This is a genomic window from Paracnuella aquatica, assembly GCF_003332885.2.
In the GTDB taxonomy this organism is placed as follows: domain Bacteria; phylum Bacteroidota; class Bacteroidia; order Chitinophagales; family Chitinophagaceae; genus Flavisolibacter; species Flavisolibacter aquaticus.
In genome coordinates this window covers 28,031-48,144 of record NZ_QOWJ01000020.1, presented here as the reverse complement: position 1 = coordinate 48,144, position 20,114 = coordinate 28,031, and the positions used below count along the sequence as shown (strand labels likewise).

Here is a 20,114-nt window from a genome sequence, read left to right as displayed (position 1 = left end):
AGAACAGCTTCGCCATTTCTATATTACCACATTGTTAATTCCAGCTTCTCATTTGCGCCAATGGGCAAAAAAATGCAGGACCTGGTTAAGTCGTGCATTTTTTCAAAATATACTTCTGTGCTAATTATGGCGTGATGCTTCCATCCGATGAAGGACCACCACTGCCGGGACGTGTATTTCCGGCGTTGCCCGGATTCTGGCCTTGGTTGCCGGGTTTATTAGCGCCGGTTGCCGACTGGTTTTCCGAAATGCGGCTGCTGTGCTGCGTACCGGTTCCGGTGGCGCCTGTGGCAGGGTTGCCGCCCGGCGTGTGTGCCATCGAGCTGCTGCCGGCTGTGCTTGTGGCACCGGTAGCCATGCCGCCGCTATTGCCGCTGCTCATCGTGCTGTTCATGGCATTGCTGGCGGTGTTCGAAGTGCCGGTTTTAGCGTTGTGTTTTGTTTCGATGTATTCTTTAAAGTTCAGCACATCCTGGCGGATGATTTTTTCAAACATCGGGTTGAGCATTTTGGCAACGCCCGAACCAATTTCGCCGGCAGGCGGCGTGTACGAAATCACCACTTCCAGCTCGGTGCCTTGTCCACCTAAAGCGTCTTTAAATACTACTTTGCCGGCATTATGGATCGTGGCGTTTGGAATGCTTTGCCAGCCAATCATTGAGCCTTCCTCTTCTTTCACAATCTCGGCGTTCCATTTGATCTTGCCAATATTGCCCGGCAGCGTCGCTTCCCAATGAGAATGCTTTTGGTCAATCTCGGTAACCGAAGTCAGGTGTTTCATAAACAGAGGTAAGTTTTCCAGCTTGCGCCAGAAAGCGTATACTTCGTCTTTGGGTTTGTTTACAATAAGGCTGGTGCGGATGTTTACCGCTTCGGTATGTGCTACGCCTTTTGTTTTGCCCATAGCGCTGTACATGGGGCAGTTGCCCGATGCGCCACGGTACACCAAAAAGCCGCCCAGCACGGTTTTTACGAGGCCGCTTACCGGGTTGCGGGTCAGGTTGCCCAACCCCGACGAAAGCAGGTAGCCACCAAGGGCTGCGCTTAAAATGCGTTCGTTGTATCCAACATTTATCTGGTTGCTGTTCCCTTCGGCAGGGTTAAAATCGTTCTCATCCTGCCAGCTTCCAAATTGTTCATTTGTGGCCATATTACAATGTTTTTGCTGCACTGCTGCTAAAATGGTGCTTACCCCTGCCGGGTACTTAACTACATCTTTGTTCTATTGCATAAGTAGTTGGTTTTTAGGTAAATAAAAAAGTCCTGCATGCATGCAGGACTTTTTTATTCTTCTATGACTTCAAACTTTGAGGAAAAGCTTTCCCAAAAAAGGAAGCTCAATTATTTCCTAGCATAGCTTTGCAAAATGGCGCTCATCGTGATCGTAAATATTTATAAACCACCTGCATGATTTTTTAAGTCAATGGTCAGTTCCGAAGCAGTCGAAGTCAGCTCAATTCGTCCCGGGTACTGCGCCAGCGCTGCTTCCAGGCAATCCATTGCCGCACCAATATCCTGCAGGTTGAGCACATATGCCAGCCGCACTTCCTGTTTGCCCAGGCCCGGCGTGCTGTAAAAACCGGTTGCCGGCGCCAGCATCACCGTTTGCCCGTTGTGTGCAAACGACTCCAGCAGCCATTGGCAAAAAAGATCCGCATCATCAATAGGCAGGCGGGCAATGGCATAAAAAGCGCCACCCGGCTGCGGGCAGTATACACCCGGAATGGCATTGAGCCGCTGCACCAGTAGGTCGCGGCGGGCCTGGTATTCGGCGCGAGTTCCGTCAAAATAAGAATGGGGCAGGTCCACAGCCGCTTCGCCCATGATCTGGGCCAGCCCGGGCGGGCTCAGCCTTGCCTGTGCAAATTTCATTGCCGCATCATAAATGCCTTTGTTTTTGGTAACCAGCGCACCAATACGGGCACCACAGGCACTGTACCTTTTCGATATGGTATCAATCAGCACTACCTGTTCGTCCATACCCGTCAGGTGCATGGCACTCACGTAAGCACCATCATAGCAAAACTCACGGTAAGCCTCATCCGAAAACAGGTAGAGGTTGTATTTCAGGCAAAGCGTTTTCAGCGCTTCCATTTCCTCGCGGCTATAGAGGTAACCGGTGGGGTTATTGGGGCTGCACACCATAATGGCGCGGGTTCGCGGCGTAACCAGCGGCTCAAATTGTTCAATAGGAGGCAGGGCAAACCCGGTTTCAATGTTGGCGGTAACCGGCACCACTTTTACACCCGCAGCTACCGCAAATGAGTTGTAGTTGGCATAAAAAGGCTCCGGGATGATCACTTCATCGCCGGGATTGAGGCAAACAAAAAATGCAAATAAAATCGCTTCAGAACCGCCGGTGGTCACCATGATCTGGTCGTGCGACACATTAATGCCCACGCCTTTGTAGTACTGCACCAGCTTGCGGCGGTAGCTTTCGTTGCCGGCACTGTGGCTGTATTCCAGCACCCGGATGTCGGTAGCCTTTACCGCGTCGATAATGGCAGGCGGGGTTTCAATATCGGGCTGGCCAATATTGAGGTGGTATACTTTAGTGCCCCGTTTCTTTGCTGCTTCGGCAAAGGGCACCAGTTTTCGGATGGGCGATGCGGGCAAATCCTGCCCACGCTGGGAAATCGATAACATGCGCCAAAACTAAGGGAAATCAATGCGCAGCTAAAAAACTAGCTGCTCCCAAAAACATAAAATTTTTGCGAAATGGCCCAACTGAACGGCGCTGTGCTGCTGGCTTTGCCCCAAAAAACAAGGTCCCCGCTTTTGGCAGGGACCTGTTTCTAAATTCTATTCAAATGCCATGTAACTGGCCAGCTATATTCTTAGCTTTTTTTAGCCGACGTAGGCTTTTGCTTTGCAGCAGCTTCGTAAGCGCCTGGCTCCAATACTTCGCCGGTAATTTTGATCAGCTTAGGCTCTTCGATGCCTGCAAATTTGATGAACACATCTTTGGTAAACTGGCCCAGTGCTGCAGCATTGTATTGCACTTTTACCTTGGTAGTGGTGTTGGGCATGATGGGCTCTTTAGGCACTTCGGGAGTGGTGCAACCACATGAACCCCAGGCATTTTCAATAACCAATGGCTTATCGCTGGTGTTCTTTACTTCCAGGTATGTAGTAACCGGCACACCTTGTTTGATCTTGCCGAAATCGTGCTTTTCGGTATTTACCTTCATCACGTCGTCGGCTTTTTGCGCCATAACTGTGGTGGTAACAATAAAGGCAGTAAGCAGCATCAGAAGCTTTTTCATGTAGTGTTTTTTTTGAGGGGATGAAAGGATTGCTATATTATAAAATGTTTGGGGAAAATTACTGACCCAGCTGTTTTTTCAAAAACAGCACTGATGCATTGGGCGGCGCCGAGGTTACCGGGGTGCGCCACACTTCGCCTTTAATATGGAGTACCTGTGTGTCGTTGCCTGTTACTACGGTGATGGTTTTGTCAAATGGCCCTTCTGCCGCTGCATTGTAGCCCACTTTAATTTGGGCGGTGGCACCGGGCGCTATAGCCTCTCGGCTCCACTCGGGTGTGGTGCATCCGCAGGCTGCCTGTACGTTGTCAATCTTCATCGGCTGGCCGGTGGTGTTTACTACGGAAAAATTGTAGTACACCGGTTTGCCTTGTGGTATTTTGCCAAAATTAAATTCGGTTGCTGCAAAACGAAGCGCTGGCGTTGTTACCGCGGCGGTTTGCGCCTGCGCCCCAAAGCCGCACAGCAGCAAGGTTACAAGCCCCAACAGACCAAGTTTTTGAAGCAGGCGTTTGCTCATGGAACCAAAATTAAGGCAAACTTCCATCAATTGCCAGCGCCAGCGATGATTTAGCTTTTTTTAACGACGAAAGCACCAAGCCGCCATTCCACCTATTTTTGCCGCATGGAACATTCGATTGAGGCCACAGCGATTTCGTTGGAGCAGCTGTCATATGAAAATTTTCGCCAGGAAGTGCTGCACGATTACCGCTGGGTATGTATCAGCCGCGAAACCAGCCTGATCAGCCGCAAAGAGGTGCTTACGGGTAAAGCCAAATTTGGCATTTTTGGCGACGGCAAAGAAGTGGCCCAGGTGGCCATGGCTAAATTTTTCCAGCCCGGCGATTTCCGCTCGGGGTACTATCGCGACCAGACCTTTATGTTTGCAGCAGGCCTGGCTACGGTGGAGCAGTTTTTTGCGCAGCTCTACGCCGACCCCAACGATCCGTTCAGCGCCGGCCGGCAAATGAATGCGCATTTTGCCACGCCGTTTGTGGCGCCTACCGGCGAATGGCTGGGCCTGGCCAACCGCAAAAACGTTTCTGCAGATATATCGACCACTGCCGGCCAGATGGCCCGCGGGCTTGGGCTGGCGCTGGCCTCGAAATGTTTCCGGCAGGTGCCCGAGCTTAAGCAGTTCGAAGAGCTGTCGCACAATGGCAACGAAGTGTGCTTTTGCACCATCGGCGATGCCTCCACCTCGGAAGGCCAGTTTTGGGAAACCGTAAACGCCGCCGGCGTGATGCAGGTGCCGCTGGCCATATTTGTATGGGACGATGGTTACGGTATTTCCGTTCCTAAAAAATACCAAACCACCAAAGGCTCCATTTCCGAAGCACTGGCTGGTTTTCAAAAGGAAGACGGCACCAATGGCTTTCATATTTACCGCGTAAAGGGTTGGGATTATGCCGCCCTGTGCGAAACGTTTGAAGAAGGCATCAGCCTGGCCCGCGAAACACACACACCGGTGCTGTTTCATGTGGAAGAGATCACGCAGCCGCAAGGCCATTCCACTTCGGGTAGCCATGAGCGTTATAAAGACAAAGACCGCCTTGTCTGGGAACGGGAATGGGACGGCTTGGTTAAAATGCGGGAATGGATCTTGGCCAATAACCTGGCCGAGGAAGCCGAACTGCTGGAGCTGGAAAATGAAGTGAAAGAAGCCGTGCGGGACAGCAAGAACAAGGCATGGGAAGGCTTTTTACTGCCGGTAAAAAAACAAATGCGCCAGGCTATTGACCTGATGGAGCAAACCGCGGCCGCGGTGCCCGAAGTAGCGGCCCTGTTCAGCGGCCTGGTAAAAAAGCTGCTGCAGGTAAAAGACCCGATGCGCCGCGATATCATGGTAACGCTGCATGCAGCCGTTTCGGCCACCGAAGGCAAACCGGCCGCAGCAGAACTGGCTACGCTTTATAAAGAATTGAAACAATCGAACGGCCGGTTGTACCACACGCATCTGTACCACGAAGGGCCCAAAAGCCCGCTGCTGGAAAAGGGCAACAGCCTGCGTTTTGATGCCGATGCACCCATCCTGAACGGCTACGAAATTTTGAACCGTTATTTTGACCAACTGTTTGCCAACAATCCCAAAATTGTGGCCTTTGGCGAAGACGTTGGACATATTGGCGACGTGAACCAGGGCTTTGCCGGTTTGCAGGCCAAATACGGCACCGGCCGCATTTTCGATACTGGCATCCGCGAACTCACCATTATGGGACAGGGCGCCGGTTTGGCCATGCGTGGCCTGCGGCCCATTGCCGAAATACAATACCTCGATTACCTGCTGTACGGACTGCAGGAGCTGAGCGATGATGTGGCTACGCTGCATTACCGGTGCAACGGCCAGCAAAGCGTACCCATGATTGTGCGTACCCGTGGCCACCGCCTCGAAGGCATCTGGCACAGCGGATCGCCGATGGCTATGTTGCTGGGTTCGCTGCGGGGCATGCACCTGTGTGTGCCGCGCAATATGGTGCAGGCCGCGGGCATGTACAACACGCTGCTGCGTGGCAACGACCCCGCCGTGGTTGTGGAATGCCTCAACGGTTACCGCCTGAAAGAACGGCTGCCGGCCAACCTGGCCGATTACACCGTGCCGCTGGGCGTGCCTGAAATTGTGCACGAAGGCACCGACGTTACCATCGTATCTTACGGTTCTACACTGCGGGTGGTACAGGAAGCGCTGCCACGGCTGGAGCAAAGGGGCATCAGCTGCGAAGTAGTGGATGTGCAAACGCTGTTACCGTTTGATGTCAATCATTTGATCCTGCAATCGCTGAAAAAAACCAACCGCATTCTTTTTGTAGATGAAGATGTGCCGGGCGGCGCCACTGCTTATATGTTCCAAAAAGTAATGGAAGAACAGGGCGGTTATCGCTGGCTGGATGTGGCACCCAGAACGCTTTCGGCGAAAGCCCACCGGCCTGCCTATGGCTCTGATGGTGATTATTTCAGCAAACCCAACGCAGAAGAAATTGAAACTGTAATACGCCAAATGATGGCGGAGTAGGAGTGATGATGGATGGTGGATGATAGATGATGGTGAAATCAAGAATCTACTATTTACTGTCAACTATCAACTACCAACTATCAACTTTCATCCACCATCCACTCACCATGTATCCCAGCCTACTCCACGTCATCGATATTCTGGGCACATTTGCTTTTGCGGTGTCGGGGGCATTTTCGGCTATGGAACGCCGTTTCGATCCGTTTGGCGTGGTCATCATTGCATTTGTAACCGCCATTGGCGGCGGCACCATGCGAGATCTGCTGGTGGGCAACACACCCGTTTCCTGGCTCACCAATGGCGGCACCATCATCGTTATTTTTACCGCGGCTGTTGCTACCATGTTGCTGGGGCCGCAGTTGCGCCGGCTCGATCCGGCCCTTTTCCTGTTTGATGCGCTGGGCATTGGCCTCTTTACCATTGTAGGCGTGGAAGTGGGCCTGCGGCGCGGCTTTGGACCAACGGTGTGCCTGGCACTGGGCACCATGACAGCTTGTTTTGGTGGCGTGCTGCGCGATGTGATGCTGAATAAATTACCACTCATTTTCCACCGCGAAATTTATGCGCTGGCCTGCATCACTGGCGGCGCTCTATACCTGCTGTTGCAGCGTACACTCATTCCCACTGATGTAGCCAAAATCATCTGCATTGCACTGGTTATTGCCATCCGCATAATTGCCGTTCGTTTTGATATTGCATTGCCGAAATTTTATTTAAAAAAACAACCATGACCCTGCCCATTTACCAGGTCGATGCATTTGCCAGCAAAATATTCAAGGGCAATCCTGCCGCTGTGGTACCACTAAACGAGTGGCTACCCGACAGCCTGATGCAGCAGATTGCCATGGAAAATAATTTAAGCGAAACGGTATTTTTTGTAAAAGATGCCGCAGCAAAAGATCAGTATTATATCCGCTGGTTTACCCCCGATTATGAAATTGATTTGTGCGGGCATGCAACGCTGGCCGCAGCATACATCATTAAAAAATTCCTGGAGCCGCAGGTTGCCGAATTAAATTTTACCACGCAAAAAGCTGGTCCGCTGCAAACCCTAATTAGCGGCGATGTATTTACGCTCAACTTCCCGGTGCGCATGCCGCAACCCACCGAAGTTCCGGATGGTTTGCTCGAAAGCATTGGCGTAGCCAAACCAGTACAGGTGCTGCGTTCCCGCGATTATTTTGTGGTGTTGGAAAACGAAGCAGCCGTGTTGGGGGTAACGCCTGATTTTAATAAAATGAAAACACTTGATTCGGCGGGAGTGATCGTTACGGCAAAAGGAAATGGCGCCGATGCAGTGAGCCGCTGTTTTTATCCCGGTGCCGGTGTGCCCGAAGACCCGGTTACCGGTTCGGCGCATTGCAATATTGTGCCATACTGGGCAGCGCAACTGGGTAAGACGGATTTGGTTTGTCACCAATTATCGCAACGGGGAGGCGAGCTGCAATGCTCATTGAAAGATGACCGGGTGTATATGAGCGGCGAATGCGTCTTGTTTTTAAAAGGGGAGATTTACCTTGATGATATTTAACCTGGATGCTTCAAATAAAATGGCCGGCAAGTAATTGCCGGCCATTTTTATAATTGCTTGGAATATACCAATTGCCCGTCTTGGAAAAGCGCCACAATAACCGGTTGAAAATAATACGCCGCAGGCAGTTGCATAGCGGTTGTAGCACCGGCGGCCACCATTGTTTTTTGCAACAGCCTGCCCGATAAATCAAATACCCGCACCTCGGTTGGTGTGCCGTTTGCTGCAGTTTGCACCATCAGTGTGTTGCGGCTTTCGGTGCGCCATACCTTAAGTGCATGCAGGCTTCCATGCAGCTTTACTACCGAACTCAATAGCGGTGCAGAGCCGGGTGCATGGGCCACCACGCGGTAAAATCCCGGCGTTTGCCCGGCATCTTCTTTAAACGTAAGCCTTGCCATGCCCGTAGCAGCAATATTTTTAATCGTGGTAAAATGCACGCCGTTCGTGCTTTTCTGCACTTCGTAGCTCCAGTTGCCGGCAGCGTCGGGCCGGTTCCACCAAAGGTTAGTAGTGCCCGCAATCAATCGTCCTTCAAGCTGCATTGCCGCATTAAATAAAATGGCGAGGTCGAAGATGGCCGTATCCTTGCAGCCATTCCGTTTTTCGGTTACCACCAATTCATAAGTTTTGCCAAACAACGTATCCACTTTCGGGTTTTGTATGGTGGAGGTAAATCCATTCGGCCCGCTCCAGTTCCAAAGCAAACCTTGCGACGATCCAAACGGCGTTGGATAGTTGGATGCAGCAACGTTGCCGCCCATCAACTGGTGATAGGGGTTGGGTGGAAATGCATCTATGTGTGCCACGGGTTTGTAATAGTCGCCACTCACCACAATGGTATCGCGCTTCATCGGCGCACATGCCTGGAAGTTGGTGGCTTCTACAATGTAGGTGCCGGCTTTGTTTACTGAAAATGTGGGCACATCACTATCGCGTTGCAATGTGTCGCCGGCCAGGTTAAACCAGCGGTAATAATTTCGTGCATCGGATTGCAGTTGAATGGTTCCCGATGTTTTGGCGCAGCTAAGTGTATCGGTCGTTGCGGCAAAAGGCGACAGGTTTTTTACGGTAAAACTTTGCGGCCCCACAAAGTCGGAAAGGCTGGAGTTGAACTCCGCCGAGTTGCGCGACTTGATCAGGATGGTAGCATACGGCGATTTACAAAATGATGTAACATATGCAAACGGGTTCATCCCAAACCGCGAAAAGTTGAGCGCTACTTCCACAAACTGCAACTTGTCGTAGTGCTGGCCCCATGCTTTGGTGGTAGCGTTGATGGTGCCCCACGGCGTTGAATAGGTACTGTCCGAAGTCGAGTTGTTGGAGATATAATTGGATACACCGCTGCCCCAGTTGGAGCTACCTGAGTTGGAAAGTATTTGGGCATAACCTGCAGTGCCTATGCTGTTGAACTTGCTGCCAAATTTAAACGCACTGGGTTTGCTGGTGCTGTAAGTATTATTGCTCACCCAAATGCGAAAATCGATTTCCGGTGCTTTGCCGGCCGAATAAGTAACGGAGATAATGATGTCGCCGGTTTGAATTACGTTGCCGCTGTTGTCGAACCGCCATTCCGAATGACCTTCTGATGTGCCCGCCGATGTAAACCGTTTAGTTACCGGGCTGTAGGAAATGTTTTCGCGGTACACTTCTATATCAAAATACCGCGAACCGTTGGTGCCCACTGTTGCCACGCCTGCAAAAAACCAGGCCGAATCGGCCTGTGGCCGGGTGCCCGATGTACGCACATGCGTGTATACATCAATAATGTCGGTTTTGTCGCTCACCGGCGAAATGGTACCGATCCAGTTGTTAGGATTATCGCCGTTTTTACTGCCGGTAAAAGAAGTGGAATCATCGCCAATGGCGTTGTCCCTGAAGTACACGCCATCCACCCAAAACCGGTGACCAATAGGCGCTCCATTGGCATATGTTACGGGTAAAATAGAGTAAGGAGGCAGCGACATACGCTTGACAAACGAAGTATTGGGTTTGGCTTTTAGTTGCGCAGTCAGGGCGGCAGCACCGGTGGTGTCAATGACGCCGCGGCCACGGCCATTATAGCCCGGTAGTTTAAACCAGTCGTCGTGATGAAAAGTAGAATCGGGATGCAGTGCGCTGATCTTTTGAAAACCGGTACGCGTATCCGCATCCACGCTGAAGTCAACGTAAGATGCACCGGCCGAATCGAGTTGGGCACCAACCGACCACGACAGGCAGCAGAGAAATATAAGCGTAAACAGCCTTTTCATTTCATAGGAACATTGAGTGTATGCCAACGCAATTTTGTAGGATATGGACTGGCGTTGCTATACAGAAAATGCAGATCAAAATAAAAAAATAATGCGCAGGTTTTGTGGCTGTAACCGGTAAATGCTGCCTGCATGCAACAGCCGAAATGTGGAAAGTTTGAAAATGTTATGCGCTGAAACTTGCGTCCCGCATGCATTTCACGTGTTGGGTGTTAGTAGTGACTGGCAACAATCAATTTTGCTGCAGTAAGATTTTCCCCGAACCGGCTGGTGGTAAAAACACTTATTGTAAAAAAGTAGAATTACGAGGGGCAGCACCGTTTTGATAAAAACAGGAGTGCTTGGGCGATTATTTGTCAGGATAAAAAACGTGCCCTTACTTCCTTTGTTGGTACCATGCACACCGTTTGTTTTCCAAACCACCGATACCGGTTGCGTGCAATAAAATGATACAGGCCATCGCGCCAGCGAACGGGCAGCAGCGCACCCAACTTTGCCCACTGCCAGTACCAGGGCAAGTGGGGCACCAATTGCAACGCCGCACTTGATTTTTGATACACCTTTCCTGATTTGATCAATACAAAAGAGCCAAATTGCTCGGTGGGTAAACCATGTTGTTGCAGCAGCGCCTGGCCGGTGCTGCTTTGCAGTGGTGCAAAAAGCAGTTGCCCTGTTCTATCCTGCCGGATCAGGAAGTTGATGGCGCCGTTGCAGAAATTGCAAACGCCGTCGAACAATATAATGGGCCGTGCTGCGGAGTTCATAAAAAGATTGGTTGATGCCGGTAAACAAAATGCCGAACCAAAGGTCCGGCATTTTGAAAAGAATGTATGGAAACGATCAGGCAAGGTTGTGAAAAACCTTTTGCACGTCTTCGTCCTGCTCCAGTTTGTCAATCAACTTCAGCACATCCTGCGCCTGTTCTTCGTTCAGTTCTACTGTGGTTGATGGAATCCATTCCAATTCGGCGCTGAGCGGCGTGAGGCCTTTTTCTTCCAATGCTTTTTGCATGTTGCCAAATTCGGTAAACGAGCAACGCACCACCAGCACTTCTTCGCCGTTTTCGCCGGTGCCTTCGCCCAGTTCTTCCAGGCCAAAATCAATCAGCTCCAGCTCCAGGTCTTCGGCGTTCAGGTCGGTGGGGTTGAGTTTAAACACACCCATTTTGGTAAACTGAAATGCCACAGAGCCGCTGTTGCCCAGCGTGCCGCCGCCTTTGTTGAAGATCGATTTCACGTTGGCAACGGTGCGTACATGGTTGTCGGTAGCGGTTTCTACCAGCACGGCCACGCCATGGGGCGCATATCCTTCGTACAGGATCTCGTCGTAGTTGGCCATGTCTTTGCCCTGTGCCCTTTTGATCGCGGCTTCCACGCGGTCTTTCGGCATGTTAACGGCCTTGCCGTTTTGCATGGCGCGGCGCAGGGCCGGGTTGGTGGCAGGGTCGGGGCCGCCGGCTTTTACGGCAATCACAATTTCTTTTCCTACACGGGTAAATTGTTTGGCCATCCGGTCCCACCGGGCAAACATGGTGCTTTTTCTTACTTCAAATATGCGACCCATAGAATGAGTTTGTAGTTTTTAGTTTGGTAGTTTATAGTTCACCTGTTCCAAAGTTCACGGGTTCACGAGTTCGCTTCAGCACAACTTGTGAACCCGTGAACTTGTGAACTTTGTCAACCCCCACCGGGCCTGCAAAATTAGGCAGAACAGGGCAAGAAAAAACCGCCCGAAGGCGGTTTGGTTTTTTTATAATGAACGTTTTTCAAAATCGTCGGCTGTAGGCAGCACATCCGCAAAGTTGCGGAGCTTGGAACGTTTGCGGCTGTAAGCAAAGTAAATGATCAGACCAATGATCATCCACACAAACGCCACGGTCAGCGTTTGGCGGTCCAGCGCAATGATCATACCGGTGCACACCAGCACACCCATGGTCGATACAAAGCCAACGGCCGGTGTACGGAACGGGCGTTTGATCTCGGGTTCTTTTTTGCGCAGCAGCCATACGCCGGCACTAACTAGCACAAAGGCAAACAGGGTTCCAAACGAGGTAAGATCGCCGGCTACGTGGCCCGGTACAAAGGCTGCAAATGCACCTACAAAAACAAACAAGATCCAGTTGGCCTTGTAGGGTGTTTTGTATTTAGGGTGCAGGTCGCCGAATGCTTTGGGGATCAGGCCGTCGTTACTCATGGTGTAGAAAATGCGGCTCTGGCCCATCAGCATCACCAGGATCACCGAAGAGAAGCCAGCAAGGATGGCAATAGTTACCGCAGTAGCCAGCCAGCCATAGCCTGGCATGTACGTGGAAATAGCATACGCCACCGAAGCTTCACGGCCTTTAACGGGATCTACGAAGTCCTGCCACGGTGAAACACCTGTAAGTACGTGGCCAAACAGAATGTACAAAATGGTACAAACCGCCAGCGAGCCAAGGATACCAATAGGCATGTCGCGGGCCGGGTTTTTGGCTTCCTGTGCCGCAGTGCTCACCGCATCAAAGCCAATAAAGGCAAAGAACACGATGGCCGCGCCACCGAGCACACCGCCCCAGCCGTGTTTAAACACACCGCTGTAGTCGGCAATCACTTTGCCGGCGCTGTCGGTAAATGGTGCAGTGCCTTCCGGAATCATGTAAGGCGTGTGGTTGGCGGGGTTGATGAACTGCCAACCCACTGCAATAAACACCAGTACAATAGCCACTTTAATAAATACGATCACGGCATTTACCATGGCCGATTCCTGTGTGCCTTTGATGAGCAGCAGCGTAAGCAACAATAAGATGATGAGGGCAGGAGCATTGAGGATACCCTGGTGCAGCACACCGGCAGAGTCGGTGAAGCTTTCAAAAGGCGAGTGGCTCCATTCGTATGGTATCGCCCCTCCCAATAGCGTATTTAAATATTCACTCCAGGCAATGGATACCGTAGCGGCACCCAGTGCATATTCCATAATAAGTGCCCAGCCAATGATCCAGGCAATAAGTTCGCCCATGGTAACATACGAATAGGCATATGCGCTGCCCGCAATCGGGATCATGGCAGCAAACTCGGCATAGCAAAGTCCGGCAAATGCGCACCCAATAGCAGCGATCACAAACGACAAAGTTACCGCCGGACCGGCTGCCTGCCCGGCAGCAGCAGCGGTGCGCACAAACAAACCGGCGCCAATGATGGCGCCAATTCCCAGTGCAACCAGGTTGCCTGCACCGAGGGTACGTTTTAAGCCTTTTTCGTTGTCGGCGGCTTGCGCCAACATAGCCGGCAAAGACTTTTTAGCAAATAAACTCATATAAGCGTGTAAAATTTTAGGTGCGTAAAGTAATGATTAATTCTATTTCAGGTCCTAATCATTTATGGTGCGATGTGGGTATGGTGCGGACAAAAAAATTTCGACCCACCCTTTTTTTTACCGATTTTCGGCCCTTTATCATTATCCACCACATGGGAAAAGGAAACAGGCTGACGATTTATATTTTGCTTTCAATGGTCCTTGGTTTTTTATTGGGGCTGATGATTTTCAATACAACAACGCCTGAGTTCCGGGCCCAGTTTTCCAAAAACATCAAACTGCTCAGCACCATTTTTATCCGTTTGGTGCAAATGATCATTGCGCCGCTGGTATTCTCCACCCTTGTGGTAGGCATCGCCAAACTGGGCGACCTGAAAGCCGTGGGAAGGGTAGGTGGCAAAGCCATTTTGTGGTTTGTTACGGCATCGCTGGCATCGCTGCTGTTGGGCATGCTGCTGGTCAATTATTTCAAACCAGGTCAGTACATCGACCTGTCGCAATCCGACACCGCAGGCCTTTCCGACCTGATGTCGAAGCAACAGGGTTTTTCGCTGCAAAATTTCATTGAGCATGTTATACCTCGGTCCCTGTTCGAGGCCATGGCAAACAACGAGATACTGCAGTTGGTAGTGTTTTCTATTTTCTTCGGTGTAGCTGCTGCCTCCATGGGCGATTTTGCAAAGCCGGTTATCAAAGCATTGGATGTTGCATCCCACATCATATTAAAAGTGGTGGGCTATGTAATGAATTTTGCACCCATTGGTGTGTTTGGTGCGCTGGCCGCGGTGGTGGCGGTAAACGGCACCCGCATTTTTAGTTTTTACATTATCTACTTTTTATATTTCCTGCTGGGCATTGCGCTGCTCTGGATACTGCTGCTGGGTGTAGGTTACCTTATTTTAGGCAGCAGAATGAAAACCCTGCTGCAACGCATCAGCGGGCCGCTGCTCATTGCATTCAGCACCACATCGTCGGAAGCCGTGTTTCCAAAACTGACCGAAGAACTTGAGCGCTTTGGCTGCCGCGACCGCATAGTGGCGTTTATTCTTCCGCTGGGTTATTCATTCAATCTTGACGGCAGTATGATGTATATGACCTTTGCATCGCTGGCGATTGCACAGGCTTACGGCATTGATCTGCCGCTGGCTACACAGCTAACCATGCTGCTGGTGCTGATGCTTACAAGTAAAGGCATTGCCGGTGTGCCCCGTGCATCGCTGGTGGTGGTGCTGGCTACCTGCGCCATGTTTAACATTCCGCCGGAAGGCGTTGCGCTAATTTTGCCCATCGATCATTTTTGCGACATGTTTCGCACCGCTACCAATGTAGTGGGCAACGCCCTGGCCACCTCCGTGGTGAGCAAGTGGGAAGGCGAACTGGAAAGCTAGAACGATTGACGAATTAAGATTTACGATTGTAGATTGTTGTTGCGTTTGAATGTGTCGGTGAAGCGATCAGGTTTTAAATAATCGTAAATCCAAAATCGTCAATCGTAAATTTCATCACTATCCCTAAACCATGGACAAAGGATTTATACAGCAGTTTATTGATTGGATTTTACAAAATGGCGGTTTGTATTTCCTGCTGTTGGTAGTATTTGCCGAAACCGGGCTTTTTGTTGGATTTTTTCTCCCGGGCGATGCGCTGCTTTTTGCCGCCGGCCTGGTGCTTGATAAGCTGGCCGAAGAATTTTTCGGCGCCCATTTTTCCTTTGTGCTCATTTTAGTGATCCTTGCTTCGGTGCTGGGCAACATTGTGGGTTACTGGTTTGGCTTTAAAACAGGCCCGCTCCTGTTTGAACGTAAAGACTCGTTTTTCTTTAAGCAAAAACACCTTAAAAAAGCCCGCGAGTTTTATGAGCGTTATGGAAAAGGCACCATTTTCCTCGCCAAGTTCCTGCCCATCATCCGCACATTTGCGCCCATCGTTGCCGGCGTGGTGCGCATGGAAAAAGCAACCTTTATGTTTTACAACGTGGCCGGTTCGCTGGCATGGGTGTGCAGCATGATGTTGTCGGGCTATTACCTGAATACTTTTTTCAAACAGCAATATGGTATCGAACTGATCGACTATATTGAGCCCATTGTATTTGTGATGATTGGGGTAACTACGTTGCCGGTGTTGTATAAATTATTTTTTGCCAAAAAGAAAATAGTACCCACTCCGCCAACTAACGATTATGACGCAAAACCGTAGCTACGGCATTCTTTCCATCCCGGTTATTGTAGGTGCGCTTGGTTATTTTGTAGATATATACGACCTGTTGCTGTTTGGCATTGTGCGCCGCCAAAGCCTGATGGACCTGGGCCTCAGGGGCGATGAACTGGTTACGGTTGGTGAAAATATTATTTCGTGGCAAATGGCCGGCCTGCTCATCGGCGGCATTATTTGGGGCATTATGGGCGACCGCAAAGGCCGCCGCTCCGTGCTGTTTGGTTCCATTCTTATGTATTCGCTGGCGAACATTGCCAATGGTATGATCACTACCACCGGCCAGTATGCGGCGGTGCGTTTTATTGCAGGCATTGGCCTGGCAGGCGAGTTGGGCGCCGGCATTACGCTGGTAGCCGAATTATTACCTAAAGAAAAACGCGGCATCGCTACCTCCCTGGTGGCGGGGCTGGGCCTTACCGGTGCGGTGGTGGCTTATTTTGTTTCGCAATCCTTCGACTGGCGCTTGTGCTACTACATTGGTGGCGCATTGGGTTTGCTGTTGCTGTTTTTGCGTGTGTCGGTATTTGAGTCGGGCATGTTTGAAGCGGCTAAGGAAGCCCGGGTGCAAAAGGGCAACCTGCTCATGTTCTTCAACAAAGGCGAACGTTTTAAAAAATACCTGCTCAGTATTTTAATTGGCCTGCCCACCTGGTATGTGATCGGGGTGTTGGTTACATTTTCCGACCAGTTTGCGCAGTACTTCGGCATTACAGAACCGGTGTCGCCGGGCAAGGCCATCATGTACGCATATGCCGGTATTTCCTTGGGCGATATTGCCATTGGCTTTGTAAGCCAGGGTTTGCGCAGCCGCAAAAAAGCGCTGTATATTTTTTACGCATTGACCGCCATTTCAGTGTTGCTGTTCTTTAACCAGGACGGGGGCTCGGCCGCCAACATGTATTGGATATGCGCAGCTATGGGTTTTGCCACGGGCTTTTGGGCCATTTTTGTAACCATGGCTGCGGAGCAGTTTGGCACCAACCTGCGGGCCACTGCGGCCACCACTGTTCCCAACGTGGTGCGGGGTTCGTTGCCGCTAATCATCGTATTATTTAAAAGCCTGCGCGGATCGATGGATTACGCCAGCGCCGCACTGGTAACGGGTTCCATCGTGATGGCCATTGCTGTGGTAGCCGCCATTTTATCAAAAGAAACATTTGGCAAGGACCTGAACTTTTTGGAGCACTGAACTGCGCCGTGAAAGGTGAAACGTCAAACGTGAAATGTTGAATAATGGCTCATGGTTTAAAGTAAGTTGCTGGTTCGGTTTTTATTGATCAGTCGCTCCGTTTTTGCCTTTTTACTTTTGCCTTTTGCCTTCCCTTCCGCCTGCCTTATCTTTGCGCCGTCGCTGCAACAGGCGATTTTTTTTATGATCAACAGTGCGGTTTGTATTCCTGTTTTTCAGCAGGCCATTGCCGATTATCATCTGCATGATGATGTAGATGCGGCATCTAATAATCCTTTTACTCCCGGCAGCATCGAGTTTTTGTTGTATGCAAAAGCCTGGATCGATACGGTGCAGTGGCACCTCGAAGACATCATTCGCGATCCGCAGATCGACCCGGTTGGCGCACTGGCCATCAAACGCCGTATTGATGCATCAAACCAGCAGCGTACCGATATGGTTGAATTTATTGATTCGTACCTGTTGCAGCAATTCAATAACGTGCAGCCTGCAGCCGATGCAACCATCAACACCGAAAGTCCGGCATGGGCCATTGACCGGCTTTCCATTCTGGAGTTGAAAATTTACCACATGCAGCTGGAGGCCAACCGCGAAAACGCCACCGATGCGCACCGCGCTGCCTGTGCAAAAAAGCTGGCCGTGTTACTGGAACAGCGCACCGATCTTTCTTCAGCCATCGATCAACTGTCGCAGGATATTGCTGCCGGCCGTAAATACATGAAAGTGTACAAGCAAATGAAAATGTATAACGACGAAGCGCTGAACCCGATTTTGTACGCACAAAAAAGCACTTCCTGAAGTCCGCACAGCACATACTTGTTTTTCGTTTTTCTTCATTGGGCGATGTGGCGATGACAGTGCCGGTGATCAAAAACCTGCTGCACCAATATCCGCATCTGGAGGTCACTGTTGTTTCCACTGCGTTTCATGCGCCACTGTTTGCCGGCATTGACCGGCTCCATTTTTTCGCCGCCGATTTAAAAAGAAAGCACAAGGGTTTTGCCGGTTTGTTCCGTTTATTCAAAGAACTAACCAACACCCGAAAAATCGATGCGGTGTCCGATCTGCACCATGTGTTGCGTACCTGCATTTTACGGTTATTCTTTACCGTGGCTGGCTTTAAGTGGGCCAGCGTAGATAAAGGCCGTGCAGAAAAAAAAGCATTGACCCGCCCCGAAAATAAAATACTGCAGCCGTTGAAGTCGACCTTTCAGCGTTATGCCGATGTGTTTGCTGCATTGGGTTTGCCGGTGCAGTTAAATGTAAATACAGGCATTAAGGAAAAGGGCCCAATGCCAGCCGCTATTTCCGGCGCTAAAAAAGACGGCACTAAATTGATCGGGATTGCGCCATTTGCCCAGTACAGTCGCAAAACTTATCCTGCCGAAAAAATGAAAGAAGTGTTGCGACTGCTGGCCCAACACCCGCAACTAAATATTTACCTGTTGGGTGGCAAGGCCGATGTACCCATTCTGCAAGAATGGGCTGCTGAAAATAAACGCCTTCAGGTTATCGCAGGCACGCTTTCCTTTGCTGAAGAATTACAGTTTATTGCGCACCTCGATGCGGTGGTCAGCATGGATTCGGCCAATATGCACCTGGCATCCATGTACGGTGTGCCGGTGGTTTCTATTTGGGGCGCCACACATCCTTTTGCCGGTTTTTACGGCTGGGGCCAGGCCCCGAAAAATGCGGTGCAAATTGACCTTGATTGCCGACCTTGTTCTGTGTTTGGCAACAAGCCCGGCCCACGGCCCGACCTTGCCTGCATGCACGGCATCGCACCTCTTTCGGTGTACAATAGGGTGATGGGTGTGCTCGGTTTGTAGGCGCAGCAATCTTCCTTTGCATTTTTTTTAATTGCTTTTTCCTGCATTCATTGCTTTAAGCTGAATCGATAAGAAGTAGCGTTTTTGAACCTTCGGGTTGTCATGCCGAACTTGTTTCGGCATCCCCTTATGCTTTGGTAAGCGTTGCCAGATGTAGGAACTGCCGAATGGATTTCGGCATGACAGACATTGTGTAGTATAAACCTACTTCAATAGCAGTCTGATCTTAAGTTTTCGAACCGGCACTCTTTGTGGTATTGAAACTGTACCTACCTTTTAACCATGAATATCCTGGTCATTTTGCCGCCGGCATTATACGATGTTGTGAGCAGCACGGCACTGTTGCGTTGTGTGCACCGACAAGTAGCCGATGCGCAGCTGCACGTGGTTGTTCCGGAGGAACTGGAGTTTGGGCTGGAGGCCAATCCTGCCGTCAATCGGCTGGTGCCGGTGAAAGAACTGCACGCAAACCTGTCGCCGCAGAAATACGACCTGGTGATGGATGTGGCGCACCTGGAAGAAAACGAGCATTGGGCCGCCGCAGCGGGTATCTCATACCTTTCTTTTAAAAAGCCGTCGCTTTGGAGCGGCGTGTTTGAATGGTTTCGAAAAAAGCGGAAACAATACACGGCCTTGGATATGGTGCGCCTGGCCCAACCAATTGGTGTGCAATACGATGGCGGTGGACTGGACTATTTTATTGCACCAGCGCACCAGGTGCCACAGCAGGACGTGCCGGCGGCCCACAGTGCAGGATTTGTGGCGCTGGCACTTGGGCAAGCGCTAACTATTCAACCCGATGTGCTTCGTCATTTTTGTAGCCAATTACAATTTCCCATCATCATCACCGGTGGCAAAGCACTGCATGATGCAGCACAGCGTTTAGCCGAAGAGGATAACATAAAAGTGTACAATGCTTGCGGCAAATTTACCGATGCCGAATCGGCCGACCTGTTGCGGCGTGCACGGGTAGTTGTAGCTGGGGATGCAGGTTGGATACAGGTAGCAGCGGCTTTTGCTAAACCTGTAGTTGCTTGGTATGAAGGCAAAGAGGCCGGGGTCGAGCTCACGCCTTTTTATGCCGCAGCTCCCAATGGGGGGAAAACGCCTGGTTTTGAACTGCTACAGATAAACAACAATGCCGGGGCAAAGGAACATGCAGCAACCGGCGCCCGGTTGGTGCAATCGGCCAATAGCTTGTTGGCTCAAAAATGAATGCCTGTTTAAAACACATTTACGACAAAGAAAAAGGCCTGATGTGCACATGCGCATCAGGCCTTCAGTAGCTTCAAACGAAGGCCGCGCAACCTGGGGTTGGCGCCTTCGCCGAATCTTGGTTTCTATTATTTTTTTGGAAAAACTAAGCAAGTACGCAAGGCATGTTAGCTGCCCGGCAATTGCATCATCAGATAACGAACAGAGAAACTGCAGCAATGGCGGCTAAAATCAGCGCTACCAAAACACTATCCTTTACAGTTTCATCGTGAAAAAAAGCGTTGAACTTTTTCATACGCAAAGATTTAATAGTT

Annotated in this window: 17 protein-coding genes; 9 read left to right on the top strand and 8 right to left on the bottom strand. The window is 50.6% G+C overall.

Annotated elements, in window-relative coordinates; all coding sequences use genetic code 11:
• Nucleotides 1-124: 124 nt before the first annotated feature.
• From DRJ53_RS20025 to DRJ53_RS20010, 4 genes are all read right to left on the bottom strand, one after another.
• Nucleotides 125-1,150 (bottom strand): SRPBCC family protein, encoded by a 1,026-nt coding sequence (locus DRJ53_RS20025; protein ID WP_114237452.1) that lies wholly within the window; start codon nucleotides 1,148-1,150, stop codon nucleotides 125-127.
• Nucleotides 1,151-1,392: 242 nt separating this feature from the next.
• On the bottom strand, nucleotides 1,393-2,646 hold the full coding sequence (locus DRJ53_RS20020) for a pyridoxal phosphate-dependent aminotransferase (protein WP_114237451.1): 1,254 nt from the start codon (nucleotides 2,644-2,646) through the stop codon (nucleotides 1,393-1,395).
• Nucleotides 2,647-2,837: 191 nt separating this feature from the next.
• A complete protein-coding gene (locus tag DRJ53_RS20015; protein WP_114237450.1) occupies nucleotides 2,838-3,266 on the bottom strand; it encodes a DUF1573 domain-containing protein in 429 nt (142 codons plus the stop codon).
• Nucleotides 3,267-3,324: 58 nt separating this feature from the next.
• A complete protein-coding gene (locus DRJ53_RS20010) occupies nucleotides 3,325-3,786 on the bottom strand; it encodes a DUF1573 domain-containing protein (RefSeq protein WP_162303943.1) in 462 nt (153 codons plus the stop codon).
• Nucleotides 3,787-3,891: 105 nt separating this feature from the next.
• Here DRJ53_RS20010 and DRJ53_RS20005 point away from each other — a divergent pair, with 105 nt between their 5' ends.
• The 3 genes from DRJ53_RS20005 (at nucleotide 3,892) to DRJ53_RS19995 (ending at nucleotide 7,807) form a co-directional block, all read left to right on the top strand.
• The gene (locus DRJ53_RS20005; RefSeq protein WP_114237448.1) at nucleotides 3,892-6,276 is read left to right on the top strand and encodes an alpha-ketoacid dehydrogenase subunit alpha/beta; all 2,385 of its coding nucleotides are present in this window, start codon (nucleotides 3,892-3,894) and stop codon (nucleotides 6,274-6,276) included.
• Nucleotides 6,277-6,383: 107 nt separating this feature from the next.
• Nucleotides 6,384-7,007 (top strand): trimeric intracellular cation channel family protein, encoded by a 624-nt coding sequence (locus DRJ53_RS20000; protein ID WP_114237447.1) that lies wholly within the window; start codon nucleotides 6,384-6,386, stop codon nucleotides 7,005-7,007.
• The gene (locus tag DRJ53_RS19995) at nucleotides 7,004-7,807 is read left to right on the top strand and encodes a PhzF family phenazine biosynthesis protein (protein ID WP_114237446.1); all 804 of its coding nucleotides are present in this window, start codon (nucleotides 7,004-7,006) and stop codon (nucleotides 7,805-7,807) included. Before DRJ53_RS20000 ends, DRJ53_RS19995 begins: the two co-directional genes overlap by 4 nt.
• A gap of 47 nt (nucleotides 7,808-7,854) precedes the next feature.
• On the opposite strand, the gene DRJ53_RS19990 is transcribed toward DRJ53_RS19995, so the two are convergent.
• The 4 genes from DRJ53_RS19990 to DRJ53_RS19975 form a co-directional block, all read right to left on the bottom strand.
• Nucleotides 7,855-10,062, bottom strand: coding sequence for a hypothetical protein (locus DRJ53_RS19990; RefSeq protein ID WP_114237445.1), 2,208 nt, complete (start codon nucleotides 10,060-10,062; stop codon nucleotides 7,855-7,857).
• A gap of 356 nt (nucleotides 10,063-10,418) precedes the next feature.
• Entirely contained in the window at nucleotides 10,419-10,826 is a 408-nt protein-coding gene (locus tag DRJ53_RS19985) for a thiol-disulfide oxidoreductase DCC family protein (protein ID WP_114237444.1), read from the bottom strand.
• A 76-nt stretch (nucleotides 10,827-10,902) separates the two neighbouring features.
• Nucleotides 10,903-11,625, bottom strand: a complete 723-nt coding sequence (locus DRJ53_RS19980; RefSeq protein WP_114237443.1) for a YebC/PmpR family DNA-binding transcriptional regulator — start codon at nucleotides 11,623-11,625, stop codon at nucleotides 10,903-10,905.
• Between the two features lie 186 nt (nucleotides 11,626-11,811).
• Nucleotides 11,812-13,320, bottom strand: a complete 1,509-nt coding sequence (locus DRJ53_RS19975) for an amino acid permease (protein WP_241558647.1) — start codon at nucleotides 13,318-13,320, stop codon at nucleotides 11,812-11,814.
• Nucleotides 13,321-13,505: 185 nt separating this feature from the next.
• Between DRJ53_RS19975 and DRJ53_RS19970 the strand changes: the two genes are divergently transcribed.
• The 6 genes from DRJ53_RS19970 to DRJ53_RS19945 all read left to right on the top strand — a co-directional run bounded on the left by DRJ53_RS19970 (nucleotide 13,506) and on the right by DRJ53_RS19945 (nucleotide 19,800).
• Complete coding sequence (locus DRJ53_RS19970) at nucleotides 13,506-14,741, top strand: dicarboxylate/amino acid:cation symporter (RefSeq protein WP_114237462.1); 1,236 nt, start codon at nucleotides 13,506-13,508, stop codon at nucleotides 14,739-14,741.
• Nucleotides 14,742-14,871: 130 nt separating this feature from the next.
• On the top strand, nucleotides 14,872-15,549 hold the full coding sequence (locus tag DRJ53_RS19965; protein WP_114237441.1) for a DedA family protein: 678 nt from the start codon (nucleotides 14,872-14,874) through the stop codon (nucleotides 15,547-15,549).
• On the top strand, nucleotides 15,533-16,756 hold the full coding sequence (locus DRJ53_RS19960) for an MFS transporter (RefSeq protein ID WP_114237440.1): 1,224 nt from the start codon (nucleotides 15,533-15,535) through the stop codon (nucleotides 16,754-16,756). The genes DRJ53_RS19965 and DRJ53_RS19960 overlap by 17 nt, the downstream gene beginning before the upstream one ends.
• A 183-nt stretch (nucleotides 16,757-16,939) precedes the next feature.
• Nucleotides 16,940-17,554 (top strand): DUF4254 domain-containing protein, encoded by a 615-nt coding sequence (locus DRJ53_RS19955; RefSeq protein ID WP_114237461.1) that lies wholly within the window; start codon nucleotides 16,940-16,942, stop codon nucleotides 17,552-17,554.
• Between the two features lie 53 nt (nucleotides 17,555-17,607).
• Nucleotides 17,608-18,585 (top strand): glycosyltransferase family 9 protein, encoded by a 978-nt coding sequence (locus DRJ53_RS19950; RefSeq protein ID WP_114237439.1) that lies wholly within the window; start codon nucleotides 17,608-17,610, stop codon nucleotides 18,583-18,585.
• A 282-nt stretch (nucleotides 18,586-18,867) separates the two neighbouring features.
• Complete coding sequence (locus tag DRJ53_RS19945; RefSeq protein WP_114237438.1) at nucleotides 18,868-19,800, top strand: glycosyltransferase family 9 protein; 933 nt, start codon at nucleotides 18,868-18,870, stop codon at nucleotides 19,798-19,800.
• Nucleotides 19,801-20,114: the final 314 nt, after the last annotated feature.